The sequence below is a fragment of the Burkholderia sp. L27(2015) genome, assembly GCF_009765705.1.
Taxonomy (GTDB): domain Bacteria; phylum Pseudomonadota; class Gammaproteobacteria; order Burkholderiales; family Burkholderiaceae; genus LMUX01.
In genome coordinates this window covers 819,071-835,730 of sequence record NZ_LMUX01000021.1, presented here as the reverse complement: position 1 = coordinate 835,730, position 16,660 = coordinate 819,071, and the positions used below count along the sequence as shown (strand labels likewise).

Annotated in this window: 14 protein-coding genes; 7 read left to right on the top strand and 7 right to left on the bottom strand. The window is 62.1% G+C overall.

Annotated features, from left to right (window positions below):
* Position 1 precedes the first annotated feature (1 nt).
* Positions 2-1,120 carry an FUSC family protein gene (locus GSQ77_RS22140; RefSeq protein WP_254067737.1) on the top strand — a complete coding sequence of 373 codons (1,119 nt, stop codon included), beginning with the start codon at positions 2-4 and terminating at the stop codon, positions 1,118-1,120.
* 91 nt (positions 1,121-1,211) lie between these two features.
* On the opposite strand, the gene GSQ77_RS22135 is transcribed toward GSQ77_RS22140, so the two are convergent.
* A complete protein-coding gene (locus GSQ77_RS22135; RefSeq protein WP_158906469.1) occupies positions 1,212-1,895 on the bottom strand; it encodes a DJ-1/PfpI family protein in 684 nt (227 codons plus the stop codon).
* A gap of 61 nt (positions 1,896-1,956) precedes the next feature.
* Here GSQ77_RS22135 and GSQ77_RS22130 point away from each other — a divergent pair, with 61 nt between their 5' ends.
* On the top strand, positions 1,957-2,997 hold the full coding sequence (locus GSQ77_RS22130) for a GlxA family transcriptional regulator (RefSeq protein ID WP_158904889.1): 1,041 nt from the start codon (positions 1,957-1,959) through the stop codon (positions 2,995-2,997).
* Between the two features lie 144 nt (positions 2,998-3,141).
* On the opposite strand, the gene GSQ77_RS22125 is transcribed toward GSQ77_RS22130, so the two are convergent.
* From GSQ77_RS22125 to GSQ77_RS22100, 6 genes are all read right to left on the bottom strand, one after another.
* Complete coding sequence (locus tag GSQ77_RS22125; protein WP_174246503.1) at positions 3,142-4,032, bottom strand: glutamate/aspartate ABC transporter substrate-binding protein; 891 nt, start codon at positions 4,030-4,032, stop codon at positions 3,142-3,144.
* Positions 4,033-4,147: 115 nt separating this feature from the next.
* Positions 4,148-5,350, bottom strand: a complete 1,203-nt coding sequence (locus GSQ77_RS22120) for a pyridoxal phosphate-dependent aminotransferase (RefSeq protein WP_158904887.1) — start codon at positions 5,348-5,350, stop codon at positions 4,148-4,150.
* Positions 5,351-5,391: 41 nt separating this feature from the next.
* Positions 5,392-6,072 (bottom strand): RraA family protein, encoded by a 681-nt coding sequence (locus tag GSQ77_RS22115; RefSeq protein ID WP_158904886.1) that lies wholly within the window; start codon positions 6,070-6,072, stop codon positions 5,392-5,394.
* A 20-nt stretch (positions 6,073-6,092) separates the two neighbouring features.
* Positions 6,093-6,650 carry an alpha-IPM isomerase gene (locus GSQ77_RS22110; RefSeq protein ID WP_158904885.1) on the bottom strand — a complete coding sequence of 186 codons (558 nt, stop codon included), beginning with the start codon at positions 6,648-6,650 and terminating at the stop codon, positions 6,093-6,095.
* Positions 6,647-7,984, bottom strand: coding sequence for an aconitase/3-isopropylmalate dehydratase large subunit family protein (locus GSQ77_RS22105; RefSeq protein ID WP_158904884.1), 1,338 nt, complete (start codon positions 7,982-7,984; stop codon positions 6,647-6,649). The genes GSQ77_RS22110 and GSQ77_RS22105 overlap by 4 nt, the downstream gene beginning before the upstream one ends.
* A gap of 156 nt (positions 7,985-8,140) precedes the next feature.
* Positions 8,141-9,064 (bottom strand): LysR family transcriptional regulator, encoded by a 924-nt coding sequence (locus GSQ77_RS22100; protein WP_158904883.1) that lies wholly within the window; start codon positions 9,062-9,064, stop codon positions 8,141-8,143.
* Between the two features lie 103 nt (positions 9,065-9,167).
* Here GSQ77_RS22100 and GSQ77_RS22095 point away from each other — a divergent pair, with 103 nt between their 5' ends.
* The 5 genes from GSQ77_RS22095 (at position 9,168) to GSQ77_RS22075 (ending at position 16,649) form a co-directional block, all read left to right on the top strand.
* Positions 9,168-10,868 carry an FAD-dependent oxidoreductase gene (locus GSQ77_RS22095; RefSeq protein WP_254067736.1) on the top strand — a complete coding sequence of 567 codons (1,701 nt, stop codon included), beginning with the start codon at positions 9,168-9,170 and terminating at the stop codon, positions 10,866-10,868.
* 18 nt (positions 10,869-10,886) lie between these two features.
* Complete coding sequence (gene hisC / locus GSQ77_RS22090; protein ID WP_158904882.1) at positions 10,887-12,008, top strand: histidinol-phosphate transaminase; 1,122 nt, start codon at positions 10,887-10,889, stop codon at positions 12,006-12,008.
* Between the two features lie 71 nt (positions 12,009-12,079).
* Positions 12,080-13,771, top strand: coding sequence for a thiamine pyrophosphate-dependent enzyme (locus GSQ77_RS22085; RefSeq protein ID WP_158904881.1), 1,692 nt, complete (start codon positions 12,080-12,082; stop codon positions 13,769-13,771).
* Complete coding sequence (locus GSQ77_RS22080; RefSeq protein ID WP_158904880.1) at positions 13,768-15,219, top strand: aldehyde dehydrogenase family protein; 1,452 nt, start codon at positions 13,768-13,770, stop codon at positions 15,217-15,219. The genes GSQ77_RS22085 and GSQ77_RS22080 overlap by 4 nt, the downstream gene beginning before the upstream one ends.
* A 134-nt stretch (positions 15,220-15,353) precedes the next feature.
* Positions 15,354-16,649, top strand: a complete 1,296-nt coding sequence (locus GSQ77_RS22075) for an MFS transporter (RefSeq protein ID WP_158904879.1) — start codon at positions 15,354-15,356, stop codon at positions 16,647-16,649.
* Positions 16,650-16,660: the final 11 nt, after the last annotated feature.

The following is a 16,660-nucleotide window of genomic DNA, read 5'->3' as shown; positions in this document are numbered from 1 at the left end:
CGTGTCGACCGAAACGCCATCATTTGAGCGGCGCAGCTGGTTTAGCCGGCAGGTGGAGCGCGTCACCTCGCCTTATCAACGCTTCCGGCATGCCGGGGTGTTTCATAGCGTGCGTGTCGGCATGGCGCTTTTTGTGTCCATCATTCTCACTAGCGCACTGCATATTCCGTATGGGCTTTGGGCATCGGTGACGGTGCTGGTGGTGATCGGCGGCCTGCAGCACGTGGGCACGATACGCAAGAAAGCGGCCGAACGCACCGTGGGTACGATGATAGGTGCAACTGCAGGACTGCTATGCATCGTCCAGCAATCGATCATCGGTTCGCTTGCCCTGACTTACGTGCTGATGTCGGTATTCGCCGGCGTGTGCGCGTTTTATGCGATCGGCCGCACCGGCTATATGGCTCTGCTGGCTGCGATCACGTTGTTCATCGTGGCCGGCCACGGCGATAACGCGATCGACGTCGGCTTGTGGCGCACGGCCAATGTGTTGATCGGGATCGTCATCGCATTGGTGTTTTCGTTCACGCTGCCGCTGCATGCGACGTTTTCCTGGCGCTATGGCCTGGCTGGCAATTTGCGCAAAGGCGCGCGCTTGTATCGAGACATCCTGCATGGCGCACCGTTGACGGCCACGCAGCAGATTGCCGCATTTGCCGACTTGAGCAACGGGTTGGTGACCTTGCGTACGCTGATTCCGTCGACATCGAAGGAGACCGGGGCGCCGCCGTATATTCTGGAAGATATCCAGCGCGAGCACAGGACGATACTCAGCGCGCTGGAGTTGCTGGCCGCCGCTTCTGCATCATTTACCGCTGAACAGCGGGCGTTATTCGCGGTCTATTGCCAGCCGCTCGAGAGGTATACGCGCGCGTCGATGATAGGCATGGCACTCGCGTTGCGCAGCGGCAAAGTAACAGGTTTGAGCTTTACGGCGACTCCGCTGGACGTTCCGGACCACGATGCCGATGGGGGAGCGTTGCCGGAAGCGCTGGACGGTCCCTATTGGCTCGCTCAGAGGCTGGCCGGACGGGTGGGGCGGCTGCGCGAGCTGCTGTCGGGGTTCAACGGATGTTGGGACCTCGATGGAGTCAAGCGTGCGACGCGCGAAGGAGCGTGAGCGAGCACTTTGTTAGGACGGCGGCGCCGGTGCATGCGCTTGTACTCAGCAATCGACACCCAGCACTCAGCCTGAGCGCGCGGCCGCCCCCTTATAGCCCCAATCGCTGGGCGCAGCGCGCAACGATGGCCGCGCGCTGCGCAAGTAGCGGCGCGGCGCGCTCGCGAGCGCTCGCTACTACGCTCGAGGGCGCGGTGTCCGGCGAGCCGGCATCGAACGGCGGCGCGGGCGCATATTCAATTTGCAATTGGATCGCTTGCGCCGCCTCGACGCCGACCAATTCGGCGACGACCGTCAGCGCGAAATCGATACCCGCTGTGACCCCTCCGCCCGTCACCAGGTTGCCATCGCGCACCACGCGCTCGCGTATCGCGATCGCCCCCAACGCCGGAAGCAAGTCATGAAATGCCCAATGCGTGGTGGCGCGACGGCCGCGCAATAAACCGGCGGCGCCCAGCACGAGCGCCCCCGTGCAGACCGAGGTGACAAACCGCGCGCCGCTTGCTTGATGCTTGAGGAAGGCGAGCGTCTCGTCGTCCTCAAGCAATGCCCCGACGCCGCTGCCGCCGGGCACGCAGATAACATCGAGCGGTGGGCAATCGGCAAAGGTGGTATCGGGCGTCAACACCATGCCGCCGCTGGAGCGCACGGGCTCGCGCGTTTTCCAGATCAGATGTACGGTCGTGTCGGCAAGCATCGCGAACACGTCGTACGGCCCGCTGAGATCGAGCTGCTGAACGCCGGGGAAAACCAAAAGACCGATACGTAACGTCATGGCGATACCCTTTTTGATGAAAGTGGACATCGTTAATTTACCAGCGTAAGCTTTGGCGTAAATGTCAATCACCCCTCGTTTTGCGCCAAATGCCATCGATGCGCCCATACGGCGTATCGATGTGCTCGCCTTCAGCGACGTGCAATTGCTCGACGTCGCGGGGCCGCTGCAAGTGTTCGCAACCGTCAACGATATCGCCCGCACGCGTGGTTTGCCGGCGCCGTATCTACCGCGTGTGGTCGCGCCTGGCGGCGCATCGGTGGTCGCGTCCGCGGGCCTGGGCCTCTTGACTCATCCATTGCCTACTGCACAAGAACCCTCCGACACACTTATCGTTGCCGGCGGATACGGTGTGCACGCGATGTCCCGCGATGCGCATCTCGTAGCCTGGCTGCGCGAACATGCTGCGCGTAGCCGGCGCGTGGCGTCGGTATGCACGGGCGCGTTCCTGCTCGCGGCCGCCGGTCTGCTCGACGAGCGTCGCGCGGTCACGCACTGGACGCGCTGTGCAGAATTGGCGCAGCGCTATCCGGCGGTGCGTGTAGAAGCCGATCCGATATTCATCCGCGATGGAACGGTATGGACCTCGGCCGGCGTCACCGCGGGTATCGACCTTGCGCTCGCGCTCGTCGAAGAGGATGTGGGCCGGGCGCTGGCATTAGAGGTGGCGCGGCATCTGGTGGTATTCCTGAAGCGACCCGGGGGGCAGGCGCAATTCAGTGCGGCTCTATCGATGCAAACCGCGATGCAAACCTCGACGCAAAGCGGGATGCAAAGTGCAGCGGATCGCTTTGCGGATCTGCACGCCTGGATCGCGAATAATCCCTCCGCCGATCTTTCGGTGCCCGCGCTTGCTGAGCGCGTGGGGATGAGCGAGCGCAGCTTCGTGCGCCACTATCGCGGCGCGACGGGGTCGACCCCTGCGCGCGCCATCGAACAGTTGCGCGTTGAGGCGGCGCGGCGCGCGCTGGGCGATACCGCGCAGCCGGTCAAGCGCATCGCGGCGCGTTGCGGGTTCGGTTCCGAAGAGACGATGCGACGCAGTTTCTTACGCGTCGTCGGAGTGACACCCCAGGCCTATCGGGAACGCTTCGCTTTGTAAGGGCGCTTTGTAGAAAGCGCTTTGTAGAATGAGTAGGCCCGCTCGCGCGGGCCATCTGCGTGGGTTGTAGGCTTGCGTCGTCGGCTTGCGCTGTCGGTTTCAGCCGTCTGCTCCAGCCGCCCAGTCGCGGCCGTCTCTACGCCGTTACTCGTCCAGCGACGTATCGTTAGGATGATTGAACACGGCCTTCAAACTGTCGCTGAGCGGATAGTTCAGGTTAATACCTTTGGGCGGAATCGGCGACATGAACCACTTGGTATAAAGCGCTTTCGTCTCGCCGTCGGTTTCGATCCGCGCGATCGATTTGTCGACCAGGGCCTTGAACGCGGGATCGTCCTTGGGCAGCATGCAGGCAATTGCCTCGTGCGTTTGCGGCTCGCCCGTGATGACATAGTCGTCCGGATGCGCCGATTTCGCGCGCTCACCCGCCAGCACATCGGCATCCATGAAGAACGCCGCGGCTCGCCCCGTATCCACCATCAGGAACGACTCCGCGTGATCACGCGAAGAAATCAGTACGATGTTCAATTTCTTATCGTTGATGTATTTCTTCAGGTAGCGCTCGGAGGTCGTACCTGCGGTCACGACCACTGTCTTGCCGACAATATCGTCAAACGAATGAATGTTCGAATCGCGTTTGGTCAGCAGTCGTGTCTCGGTGATCGAAATCGTGTCCGAGAAATCGGCTTGCTTGCGGCGCTCGAGGTTGTTGGTTGTGCCGCCGCACTCCATATTGATCGTGCCGTTTTGTATCAGCGGGATCCGATTCTGCGCGTTGATCGGGATCAATTTCACTTGCAGATTCGGCGTGCCTAATGCCTTCTTGATGTCCTCGACAATGATCAACGCGATATCCTGCGAATACCCGACTACATGCTGCGAGTTATCAAAGTACGAATAAGGAACCGAAGATTCGCGATGCCCCAGCACAATGGTGTTGGTATCCTTGATGTGCTTGAGTGTGCCCGTGAGTTCCTGGCCCTGGGCTAGCGGCGCGAGACTGGCTCCCAACATCAGCGCCAGCGTGAATGCCAGCGTCGGGCGTATCGATTTCTTCATTGTGATTCCCTGTTTAGTAAGCTGCTGTTTTAGGAAGAGGCTGAGGCATCTGAACGAAACTGCGCGAATCTGAACGAGTGTTAAGCGAGTGTTAAGTGAGTGACCCACACGCAATCGCAATGCGTCGGCATGCTTCCTCCAACTGCTCGATAGAGGTGGCAAAAGAAATCCGGAACGCCGGCGATACCCCATACGCCTCGCCCTGCAGCACGGCGACATCTTGCGTATCGAGCAGGTACATGACGAACGCGCTATCGTTGTCGATCACGGTACCGGTCGTCGTTTTCTTGCCGATCAAACCGGCACAGGACGGATAGACATAGAACGCGCCCGTGGGTGTCGGGCAATGAACGCCGTCGATCTTGTTGAGTTTGTCGATCAACAGATCGCGCCGCGCCTGATATTGAAGACGCCAGCCTTCGATAAAATCGGTCGGCCCGGTGAGCGCGGCCAACGCTGCCGACTGACTCACGGACGATGCGTTGCCGGTGCTTTGCGACTGCAGTTTGATCATGGCCTTGATCAGTGGACGCGAGCCGCCCGCGTATCCGAGGCGCCAGCCGGTCATCGCGAACGCTTTCGATACGCCGTTGATGGTCAACGTGCGTTCGGCCAACTGCGGATTGACTTGCGCGAACGTGGTGAATGCAAAGCCGTCGTACACGAGGTGTTCGTAGATATCGTCGGTCATCACCCACACATGAGGATGACGCTCGATCACAGCGCCCAGCGCGGCCAGTTCCTCGCGCGTATATGCGGCGCCCGTCGGATTGCACGGCGAATTGAGAATCAGCCACTTGGTCTTGGGCGTGATGGCCGCTTCGAGCTGCTCGGGCTTCATCTTGTAGCCGGCCTCGGCCGAGCACGTCACGATGACCGGCACGCCGCCGTTGAGCAGCGTCATATCCGGATACGACACCCAGTACGGAGCGGGCACGATGACTTCGTCGCCATCATCCACAGTACACGTCAGCGCGTTGAAAATGATCTGCTTGCCGCCGTTGCCGACCACGATCTGGTCGGGCGTGAATTCGAGGCCGTTTTCCCGCTTGAATTTATCGCAGATGGCGCGCCTGAGTTCCGGTATGCCTTCGACCGCTGTGTAGCGCGTCTTGCCGGCTTTCATCGCGGCATAGGCGGCTTCGACGATATGCGGCGGCGTGTCGAAATCGGGCTCGCCGGAGGTCAGGCCGATGATGTTGCGCCCTTGCGCACGCAGTTCCTTGACACGACCGGTCGCCATCGAACTGGGTGAAGGACGGATGCGTTGCACGCGGGAGGCTAAGGTAATCATGAGGGGTTCCTTTACGATTCAGGCGCGGGGTTCGGCGCGGGTCAGGCGATCACGCCCAGCGCTTTGAGGCGCTCGTCGATCCAGCCGCGCTTGTCCTGTCCTGCGCGTATCGCGATCTTGCGTTGCTCTTCGCGCTTGGCTTGGTCGTGCGCCTTCGCCAGCACGTCAGTCAGTTGGTCGGCTTGTATTGCGACCAGCCCGTCTTCATCACCCACGATCAGGTCGCCGGCCGAGATGACCAGGCCACCGATCGCGACTGGGACATTGACTTCGCCCGGCCCTTCCTTGAACGGGCCACGGTGCGTGTTGCCGCGGGCGTAGCACGGGAAGTCGGCGGCATAGAAAGCGGCGATATCGCGCACTGCGCCGTCGATCACGAAGCCGGCCACGCCACGCACTTGTGCATGGATCTGCATCAGTTCGCCGACCAGCGCTTGCGTAACATCTCCGCCGCCGTCGACCACGATCACGTCGCCGGGTTCAGCGATATCGATGGCTTTGTGGATCATCATGTTGTCGCCGGGACGCACCTTGGCGGTGATCGCGCGGCCGACCAATTTTTTGCTGCGGTGATAGCGCTGCAACCCGATGACGCCGCACAAGCGCTGCATGCTGTCGCTGATATGCGGCGTGACGACCTTTTCATACGCGCTGATGATTTCGGCGGAAATGCGCGCAGGCATCGGCAGTACCCGGAAGCCGGGTTGATTGAATTGGCTCATGATGGTCTCTTTGTTTGCGATTAAAAGGTGCGTCGCTCGCGCAGGTAGGGCACGAGGCCACCCGCGGCGAGAATTTCCAAAACTTCGGCGGCGATCGGCGCGGCGATCAGCGGTTCAGATGCGCCCGGGCGCTGCACTGTGATGGTCGCGCCGAGTGTCACCGTCAATGCGTCGCCTTCCTGGATCGAATCGGTATCGCATTCGATCGGGTAAAGGCCGTTATTGATCGCATTGCGAAAATAGGTGCGAGCGAAGCTGCGCGCGATGACGAACCGGATGCCGGCACCCACCACGGCCGTGACCGCCACTTCCATGGCCGAACCGCAACCGAAGTTCTTGCCCGCGACGAGCACGTCGGCCGGGCGCACGGTGGCGGCGAATTCGGGAGCGATGGTCTCGAACAGATAATCCTTCAAGACCAAGGGGTCCAGCGATTCACGTTTGCGACGCGACGAAATAATGTAGTCCGTATTGATGTCGTCGCCAAAGCAACGGGCCGTGCCTTGAACGATCACGGCGGGTTGAGTGCCGTCCACGTGCGTGCGGGCCTGCGGCGGGGTGTCGATGTCGTCTTTCATGGTTGCGCAGGCTTAAGGGAATCTGACTTCGGGCGCTTCGCGTGGTCGTCGAGTGTGTGCGGGTCGATAATGTGTCCGGCCACCGCGCTGGCGGCGCATACGCGCGGTGACGCCAGGAAGATGTTGGCGGTCGCGTTGCCCATGCGCCCTTTGAAATTGCGGTTCGCGGTTGAGATGATATTGACCCCATCCGCTGGAATTGCGCCGCCGGTGCCGCAACACGATCCGCAGCCGGGCGTGACGACGACCGCGCCCATCGCGAGAAAGTCGGCCAGCTCTCCGCCGCGAGCGAGCGATTCCATGATCTCGCGCGAGGCCGGCGTGACCACGAGTTGCACGCCGGGCGCTGGGCCGCCGTGCCGCATCAACACATCGAGTGCTTCGCGGAAATCCTTCACGCGCCCGCCCGTGCAAGTGCCGAGGTACACCATTTGCACCGGCGTGCCGCTGACTTGCGCGACGGGTACAACCTGATCGACCTGATGCGGCAGCGCGACACAGGGTTCGACGTCGTCGAGAACGACATCCATCTCGCTGGCGTACACGGCATCGGGATCGGCGTATAGCGCGTCTTCGACGCATTGCGCGAGCGCGCTTTCAGCGGCGTCGCCTGCGAGGCGCGACGACAGGTAATCGAAGGTCACGGCGTCGGCGGCGAATACCGCATTCTTGGCGCCCATTTCAATGGACATATTGGCGATCACGAGGCGATCGTCAAAGTCGAGTGCGGCCACGCCATCGCCATGAAATTCCAGGGCCTGGTAGGCGGCACCATCGCTGCCCAGTTTGCGCGCGAGCGACAAGGCCAGGTCTTTGGCGCTCGCGCCCTCGCGCAGACGGCCGGTCAGGTTGACCTTGATCGTCGCCGGTACTTTTAGCCAGACCTGGCCGGTCATCATGACGCCCGCCAGATCGGACGAGCCGATGCCCGTGGCAAAACAGTTGGCGGCGCCATAGGTGACAGCATGGCTGTCGGCGCCGACCAGCAGCCGTCCGGGGCGCGCATACGCTTGTTCGACAACGATCTGGTGGCCGATGCCGGCGCCCACGTCGAACACGGTGATGCCCTGTTCGGCCGCGAAACGCCGGATGCGCACCTGCAACATCGCCGATTTGGGGCTAGGCGCGGGCGCGTAGTGATCTAGTGCGAACAGCAGTTGTTCTGCCGAGAAGACGCGGGTACCACCCATGGCCGCGAAATAATCGAGTGCCATGGGCACCGAGCCGTCCGTGCCCATGGCGTAGTCGGCCTTGCAAATGCCGATGTCGCCCGCGCGCAGCGGTTTGCCCGCGCTGCGTGACAACAGTTTCTCGGAAAGGGTCATGCCCGCCATCGATCTCGCTCCGCTTGCTTGAACAGCACTGCTTACCTGGTGAGGCAGTATGCGTAATAGAAAAAACCACGACCAGCGAGAAAAAGGAATGGCAGGGCAGGAAAAAAATTCAACGATGCGGCGCAAGCCGTGGCCGGGCGCGGTGACCGGGAGCGCTCAAAGCTGCCGGACCGACGTCGCCATTCCTTCCGGTTTGCCCAGGCGCTTGTACCAGAGGTCGATGAAAGACTCCGCTGCCGGCGATAGCGAGTGTTCAGCGCGGGTAATCAATTGGACATCGCGCGTGACGACAGGCTGCTCGAGTTTGCGCGCGACCAGATCGGGGTGCGGGAACGAGCCCAGCAATACGCCCGGAAAAATCGCCACGCCCAGGCCGCACGACGCCATCGACAAGCCGGTGGTCATGTAAGAGACCTCGTATTGCACCGTCTTGCGCACGCCGAGCGCGCGCAGCGTTTCGTCAATCAGATTGCGAATTCCGCTACTGGACCTCACTGTGATCCAGGGTTGATCGAGTACATCCTCCCATGTCACCTTGCGTTTTCTCGCCAGCTTCGATTCCCTGAGGCAAATTGCGCAAAGATGATCGCGCACCAGGCATCGCAAGCCGATGCCCTCGGGCTTGTCGCCTAGCGTGCCGATGCCGAACTCGACGTCGCCGGTCAGCATGGCCGCGGTCAGCCGGTCTGGCGCCGCGTCGTCCATCGACACAACGATGTTGGGATATAAGACCTTATATTCGGCGATCAATTTCGGCAGTATCGCGGCCGACACCGACGGTGTCGCCGCAAACCGCAGGTGACCGCGTTCGCGTAGCGTCAACTCCCTGGCGCCTACCCGGATCGATTCCAGGTCGCGCAACATCCGCTCGGCTGTGGGCAAGATCTCCTGCGCGGCGACCGTGGGCCGCAGCGTGCGCGACGTACGGTCGAACAAGCGCATCCCCAACACCTCCTCCAATTGCCGGATCAGCACGCTGACGGCCGACTGCGTAATGAACATCTGATCGGCTGCGCGTGTGAGCACACCAAGCCGATACGCCAGCACGAACGCCTGCAATTGTCTGAGAGTCGGATTCATAAAGTCGCTTTATGGAGGCATAGATTTTATTCGTTTGCGTTCATAAATATACCGCCATAAAGTCCTTCGCTACAAGTTGAGCGAACAGTGGAGATATCCCGGCATGAATCCCGCTATGACCCAGGAGCGCATATTGATAGTCGGCGCCGGCCCAATCGGGCTGACTCTGGCGATGGATCTGGCTTCCCGCGGCGTCGCCGTCACGGTCATCGAGTTGCGTGATCGAGGCGAGCCGCCGAGCGTCAAATGCAATCACGTCGCGGCGCGTTCAATGGAGATATTCCGCCGGCTTGGTGTCGCCGACGCGGTGCGTGCCGCCGGCTTGCCCGACGACTACGCGCATGACGTTGCCTATCGCACCAGCGCGACCGGTATGGAACTCGCACGTATTCCGATTCCGAGCCGCCTTGGCCGCCTGCGCGGCGATCCGGGCCCCGATACCGGCTGGCCGACGATGGAACCGCCGCATCGCATCAACCAGATTTTTCTTGAGCCTATCCTGTTCGCGCACGCGGCTTCGATGCCGAACGTAACGCTGGTCAATCGCATTGAAATGCTAGCCTTCGCCCAGGACGACCAGGGCGTAAGCGTCACCGCGCGCGAACTCGATGGCGGGCACACGATGACCTTCACGGCCGACTACCTGATCGGCTGCGACGGCGGCCGCTCAATCGTGCGCAAGGGAATCGGCGCATCGCTGGTCGGCGACGCCGTCGTGCAGCGCGTGCAATCGACCTATATCCGGGCGCCCAAGATGCTGAACCTGTTCAAGCATCCGCCGGCGTGGGCGACGTTTTCGCTCAATCCGCGTCGCTGCGGCAACATGTACGCGATCGACGGCAAGGAATGCTGGCTAATTCACAACTATCTGAAAGATGACGAGCCCGAGTTCACTTCGGTCGATCGCGACCGTTCCATTCGCGACATCCTGGGCGTGGACGATAGCTTCGAATACGAAGTGATCAGCAACGAAGATTGGTACGGACGGCGGTTGGTGGCGGATCGTTTCCAGGATCGACGCGTTTTCATCTGTGGCGACGCCGCGCATCTGTGGGTGCCCTATGCCGGCTACGGGATGAACGCCGGCATTGCCGACGCGGCCAACCTCGCGTGGTTGCTGGCCGCCCGTGTGCACGGCTGGGCGGGCGAACACGCACTGCGTGCCTACACCGATGAACGGATGCCGATCACAGAGCAGGTCTCGCGGTTTGCGATGAACCATGCGCATGCAATGGCTGCGCAACGCGGTGCAGTGCCGGCCGATATCGAGGCGCCAGGCCCCGCCGGCGACGCCGTGCGCGCGGCGGTCGGCCAGCGTGCCTACGATCTGAACGTGCAGCAATACAGTTGCGCCGGTCTGAACTTCGGCTACTTCTACGATCGCTCGCCGTTGATCGCCTACGACGGGGAAACTGCGCCCAGCTACAGCATGGGCAGCTTCACGGCGTCGACGGTGCCCGGCTGCCGTACGCCGCACTTCGTGCTGCGCGGTGGACGCTCGCTGTATGACGCCTTGGGCGCCGACTATTCGCTGCTGCGCTTCGATCGCAGTGTCGATGTCGCGCCGCTCGAACGTGCGGCTCAGCTACGCGGCGTGCCGTTGAAGATCGTTGACATCGATGTGCCGGTGCGGCCGTCACCCTATCGGCACGCGTTGCTGTTGTCGCGTCCGGACCAGCACGTAGCCTGGCGCGGCGACGTCTTGCCGGACGATCCGCTCGCGCTCATCGACCAGATTCGCGGCGCGGCCCCCGTGACACCGGACCTGTGCGGCGACTGCGCCACGCAGACCATTCAAGCCTGATTTCATCGAGATACAAACATGTCGGATTTCCTGCCGTATTGCCCGCCGCACGTTCAAAAGATTCCACCTTATGTGGCCGGCCGTCCGATCTCGGACGTTGTGCGCGAATTCGGTCTCCAGCGCGGCGATGTCGTCAAGCTCGCGTCGAACGAGAATCCGCTCGGGATGCCCGGCAAATCGCGCCTAGCCATTTCGGCGGCTCTTGCCGAAGGCAATCAGTATCCTGATGCGAACGGCTTCGAGCTGAAGGCCGCCCTCTCGGATCACTATGCAATCGACGCAGGCTGCATCACGCTGGGCAACGGCAGCCACGACATTCTCGAGATGATCGCGCGCGCGGTGCTGCAGCCCGGGCAGTCCGCGTTGTATTCGCAGTACTCGTTCGTGGTCTATTCCACGGCGACACAGGCATGCGGCGCCGAGTACATCGTCGTGCCGGCAGACGCATCGATGGGCCACGATCTGGATGCGATGGCCGCCGCCATTCGGGCGGACACGCGGCTGGTCTACATTGCCAATCCCAACAACCCAACGGGGCATTTCCTGTCCGGCGAAAAGGTGCTCGCATTCATCGAGCGGGTGCCTTCGCAGGTGGTCGTCGTGCTCGACGAGGCCTATACGGAATACCTGGAACCCGCCGATCGCTACGACTCGCTGCGCTGGATCGACCGTTTTCCGAACTTGCTTGTCACTCGCACGTTCTCGAAGGCGTTTGGCCTTGCCGGTCTGCGCGTGGGCTTTGGCGTGGCGAGCCCGGCGTTGACGGGCTTGATTAACCGCGTCCGCCAGGTGTTTAACGTCAATGCGCTCGCCCAGGTGGCGGCCGCCGCCGCGCTGGGCGACGCAGTGTTCCTTGCCCGATCGCGCGAGGTAAACCGCAACGGCTACGCGCAACTGACGAATGCGTTTGACGCGATGAAGTTGTCCTATGTGCCGTCGTGGGGCAACTTTGTCATGGTCCGGGTTGGCCGTGACGACGGTGCGGGGGCGCGCGTCAATGCCGCATTGATGAAGCGAGGCATCATCGTGCGTCCGCTTGGGAGCTATGACCTGCCTTGCTGGTTGCGCATCACGATCGGGTTGCCCGATGAGAACGCCAGGCTGATCGCGGCATTGCAAGCGCTCAGCCTCAACGGATGAAGACAGGCGTGGAGCCGCCGGCAGCGGCTTTCGACCTGCCCTATTGAACGACGTTACTGGAAGATTTTGCTATGCAACGCACAGGCGGTCAGATTCTCGTGGACTCGTTGATCGAGCAGCAGGTTGATACTCTGTTCATGATTCCCGGCGTGCAGTTGGACTGGGCGGTCGACGCGCTGCGCCAGCGTCAGGACAAGATCAAACTATTCGTCCCGCGGCACGAGCAGGCGACGACCTACATGGCCGATGGCTACTACCGCGCAAGCGGCAAGCCGGGTGTCGCGATGGTGGTGCCGGGTCCGGGGGTACTGAATGCAGGCGCCGGGCTTGCGACTGCCTACGCGGCCAACTCGAAGGTCGTCTTCGTTGCCGGGAACATTCATTCGCACGGCATCGGTGCCGGGTACGGCCTGCTGCATGAAATCAAGGATCAAACCGGCTTGATCGCCGGCTTGACCAAATGGAATACCTGTATCGGTGCCACCGAGGAAATCGCGTCCGCCGTTCGCGCCGCTTTCACGCAGGTCAACACAGGGCGGCCTCGGCCGGTAGGTCTAGAGGTTTCGCACGACACGCTGGAAGGTCGCGTTGACGACGCTGTTGCTGCGGTGCCTGCGGCGGCGACGGTCCGGGGCGCGCAGGCGGATCTCGATCGTGCTGTGCTCAGGCGTATCGCCGGTGCGCTCGATGGCGCCCGGTTGCCAGCGCTATACGTCGGCGGTGGCGTGCTGCAGGCGCACGCGGGTGACGCGCTGAAACGCCTCGCCGAAAAGCTCAATATCCCTGTCATCATGAGCGAGAACGGTCTTGGCGCGTTGTCCGACCGCCATCCGCTAGCCATGAACACGTTGGCCGGTCGCGCGGTGTTCGAACACGCCGACGTGGTCGTGGTGATCGGCAGCCGCTTCATGAACGCTCTGCAACCGACGCCATCGTGGAGCGCAGCCGGCACGCGTTTCCTCTTCATCAATATCGATGCGGCCGACATGGCCGCACCTCGCAACGCGGCGCTTGCATTGCAGGCTGACGCGCGCGTTGCGCTCGAAGAGCTCGCGGAGATCGTCAAGCCGCGCGAAGTGCTCAGCCGTACCGAAGCCGAAGGTCTCAAAGCATGGGCGCAGGCCCAGATCGATCGAGTCTCGCCGCAAGCGGACTATATTCGTGCGCTGCGTGCGGCGTTGCCCGACGACGGTATCCTGGTCAACGAGCTCACGCAGGTGGGTTACCTCGCGCGCATTGCATTTCCGGTCTACGGTCCGCGCACGTATATCGGTCCGACCTACCAGGGCACGCTCGGCTACGGTTTTCCGACTGCGCTAGGCGCCGCTGCCGGTGGCGACGGCCGCCGCGTCGTGTCGATCACGGGCGACGGAGGTTTCGGCTGGAATCTGCAGGAACTCGCCACCGCACGTAAATACAATTTGCCGGTTACGCTGGTCATATTCAATGACGGTCATTTCGGCAACGTACGGATGATTCAGAAGCGCGTGTTTGGACCGGAGAACGAAGTCGCGGTCGCGCTGGAGAATCCTGACTTTCTGGCGCTCGCTGCGGCATTCAGGATTCCAGCGGTGCGCGTCGGGACTCCCGCCGCGCTGCAAGCGGCGATTACAGAATCGCTGAGCGAGGACGGCCCCGTATTGATCGAGGTGCCGGTTGGCGAAATGCCGGGCCCTTGGCATTTGTTGCGCCTGCAGCCGATGCCCGGGGTGCCGGTACCGGACGCCGGCCCGCATCCGCTTTCGTCGAGGCCGAAAGCATGAACGACTATCGCTTTTTCCACGCCGACGGCGAGTGGTTGCCGGCCACCGGCACGACGACCTTTACGGTGACGAGCCCCGTGACGGAATCGCCGGTCGGGCGTGTGGTGGCCTGCAGCCTCGCCGACGTCGATCGTGCTATCGATGCGGCACGCCGTGCTTTCCCGGCCTGGTCCGTGAGCACGCGAAGTGAGCGGCGCGACGCGTTAAACGCATTGCACGCCGCGCTGGCGCAGCGCAGCGATGCGTTCGTCGACGCGCTGACGCACGAACTCGGCGTGCCCATATCGGTTGGCAAGACCATGCAGATGGCGATGCCGCTGAGCAATCTCAACGCGATAGTCGCTGGTCTCGACGAGGTCGTCTGGGAAGAGCGGATCCACAATGCGCTAGTCGTGCGCGAGCCCGCGGGCGTGATCGCTGCCATTACCCCCTGGAATTTCCCGCTGCATCAGATCGTCGCGAAGGTCGCTGGCGCTATCGGCGCGGGCTGTACCACGGTGCTCAAGCCCAGTGAGGTTGCGCCGCGTGTCGCGCAACTATTCATGGAGGCGGTAGTCGAGGCCGGTCTGCCACGCGGCGTGGTCAACCTGGTCTGGGGCGGGCCGCAAGTGGGCGAGCGGCTGGTCACGCACGGCGATATCGACCTGGTCAGTTTCACCGGTTCGGCGGCGGTCGGCAAACGCGTGCTGGCTGGCGCCGCTGCTTCGCTCAAGCGCGTGGTGCTGGAGCTGGGGGGCAAGTCGGCATCGCTGGTGCTCGACGACGCCGATCTCGATCTTGTGATTCCGAACATCGTGCGGCGCGCGATGGTGAACTCCGGCCAGACCTGCGTGGCTCATGCGCGTCTCCTGGTGCCGCAACGGTTGCATGATGAGGTTTCGCAACGCATCGTTGCGGCATTGGCCGAGTGGCAACCGGGAGACCCCGCTGCCGCCGCTACGAGGTTGGGGCCGCTGGCAACCGATCGTCAGTTTGTCATCGTGAATCGGCATATCGATGCGGCAATGGCTGCGGGTGCCCGTTGTGTTGCAGGTGGCGCGGGCCGCGCGGCAGGTTTCGAGCGCGGCTACTTCATCGCGCCGACCGTCTTCGACCGTGTCATGCCGACAATGGCCATCGCCAACGAGGAGGTCTTCGGTCCGGTTCTGGCGGTCATGCCGTATGCGGATGAGGAAGCCGGTATCGCGATTGCCAATGACACGCCCTACGGTTTGTCAGGCGGCGTCTGGTCGAGCGATGAGGCGCACGCTACAGCGCTCGCGCGGCGGCTGCGTACCGGCCAGGTGATTTTGAACGCCGCGGCACCGAATCTGGCCGCGCCATTCGGCGGCTTCGGCCAGTCTGGCTTCGGACGCGAGAATGGCCGTTTCAGCATAGAGGGGTTTCTGGAATTGAAAGCGATCAACGGGTTTTACGCGACAGGCGCGAGCAGCTCAGTGAGCAGATGAGTGAGCAGATGAGTCGGCCGGCGAGTTGGTCGTAGTAGTGGAATCCGGAGGTTGGTACGGCAGAAGCGATCGGGATGCTAGGGTAGCGGGCATTCACATCGAAATAAAAAAAGACTGTGATTCAGGAGACTTCCATGGAAACCGTTGATACGAGAAGTAGTTGGCGTGGAGCGGTCGCGTCGACGCTCGGCAATCTGCTGGAGTGGTATGACTTTGTGGTGTTCGGCTTCCTGTCGATCATCATCGCCAAGCAGTTCTTCCCCAGCGACAGCGAATACGCTGCGCTGATGTTGACGACAGCAACGTTCGGCGCGGGCTTCGTCGTGCGTCCGCTGGGCGGTATCCTGCTCGGCATGTATGCGGACCGCAAGGGCCGTAAGGCAGGGTTGACACTGGTCATTGCGATGATGACGTTGGCATCGGCGATGATCGCCTTTACGCCGAGCTTCCATCAGATCGGTCTCATTGCGCCCGTCATCGTGCTGTGCGCACGTTTGCTGCAGGGCATGTCGGCGGGCGGGGAGTTCGGCACCGCGACGGCTATGCTGATCGAATACGCGCCGAAGGGGCGGCGCAATCTCTACGGCAGTTGGCAGATGTTCGCGCAGGCGTTTGGTGCGTTGCTGGCGGTTGCGATGGGAACCGGGCTGACTCACGTCTTTACACAGCAGGCACTCGAGTCGTGGGCCTGGAGAATTCCGTTTCTGTTCGGTTTGCTGATCGGTCCGGTGGGTTTCTACATCCGCCGCCGGATGCCGGAAACCGCAGCGTTTCAGAAGCTCGACAAGCGCGCCGGCATACCGCTCGGGCAGGTCTTCAAACGCTATCCACGCGAGCTGTTCGTCGCGACTGCGTTGAGCGCAGCGTTGAATGTAATGTCGTATGTGATCATCACCTATCTGCCGATCTACACGGTGCAAAGCCTGCACATGCCGATCAGCCTGCCGTTCGACGTGCTGCTCGCAAGTATACTGCTGCGCATCGTGGCCATTCCGTTCTTCGGCCACCTGGCGGACAAGCTAGGCGGCAAGCTCGTGATCGGCGGCTCGCTGGCCATGCTCCTGATCGCGCTATATCCGTGTTACTACTGGATCGTCAGTGCGCCGTCGATGATATCGATCATGAGCGTCGAACTCATCTTTGCGGTGCTGATCGCGGCTTCCAACAGCCCGATTCCCGCCGCCCTGGCCGAATTGTTTCCGACCGAAGTGCGTGCCACCGGTTTGGCCATCTCCTACAACATCGCGGCTTCGGTCTTCGGCGGCTTCTCGCCGTTCGTGCTGACCTGGCTCCTGCATGTGAGCGGCGACAAGCTGATGCCCGCGCACTACTGCGCTGTGTTCTTCGCACTGGGATTGATCGGGGCGCTGCTGCTCAAGCGTCGCGGCGCTCACGTGAACAGTTTGTCGGCATCTTCGGCGGCATCGTAATCGACGCAGAC

Coding starts and splice junctions, on each gene's coding strand:
- GSQ77_RS22135 (WP_158906469.1), bottom strand. CDS start 1,895: ATGACGTTACGTATCGGTCTTTTGGTTTTCCCCGGCGTTCAGCAGCTC.
- GSQ77_RS22130 (WP_158904889.1), top strand. CDS start 1,957: ATGTCAATCACCCCTCGTTTTGCGCCAAATGCCATCGATGCGCCCATA.
- GSQ77_RS22120 (WP_158904887.1), bottom strand. CDS start 5,350: ATGATTACCTTAGCCTCCCGCGTGCAACGCATCCGTCCTTCACCCAGT.
- GSQ77_RS22115 (WP_158904886.1), bottom strand. CDS start 6,072: ATGAGCCAATTCAATCAACCCGGCTTCCGGGTACTGCCGATGCCTGCG.
- GSQ77_RS22110 (WP_158904885.1), bottom strand. CDS start 6,650: ATGAAAGACGACATCGACACCCCGCCGCAGGCCCGCACGCACGTGGAC.
- GSQ77_RS22105 (WP_158904884.1), bottom strand. CDS start 7,984: ATGGCGGGCATGACCCTTTCCGAGAAACTGTTGTCACGCAGCGCGGGC.
- GSQ77_RS22100 (WP_158904883.1), bottom strand. CDS start 9,064: ATGAATCCGACTCTCAGACAATTGCAGGCGTTCGTGCTGGCGTATCGG.
- GSQ77_RS22095 (WP_254067736.1), top strand. CDS start 9,168: ATGAATCCCGCTATGACCCAGGAGCGCATATTGATAGTCGGCGCCGGC.
- hisC (WP_158904882.1), top strand. CDS start 10,887: ATGTCGGATTTCCTGCCGTATTGCCCGCCGCACGTTCAAAAGATTCCA.
- GSQ77_RS22085 (WP_158904881.1), top strand. CDS start 12,080: ATGCAACGCACAGGCGGTCAGATTCTCGTGGACTCGTTGATCGAGCAG.
- GSQ77_RS22080 (WP_158904880.1), top strand. CDS start 13,768: ATGAACGACTATCGCTTTTTCCACGCCGACGGCGAGTGGTTGCCGGCC.
- GSQ77_RS22075 (WP_158904879.1), top strand. CDS start 15,354: ATGGAAACCGTTGATACGAGAAGTAGTTGGCGTGGAGCGGTCGCGTCG.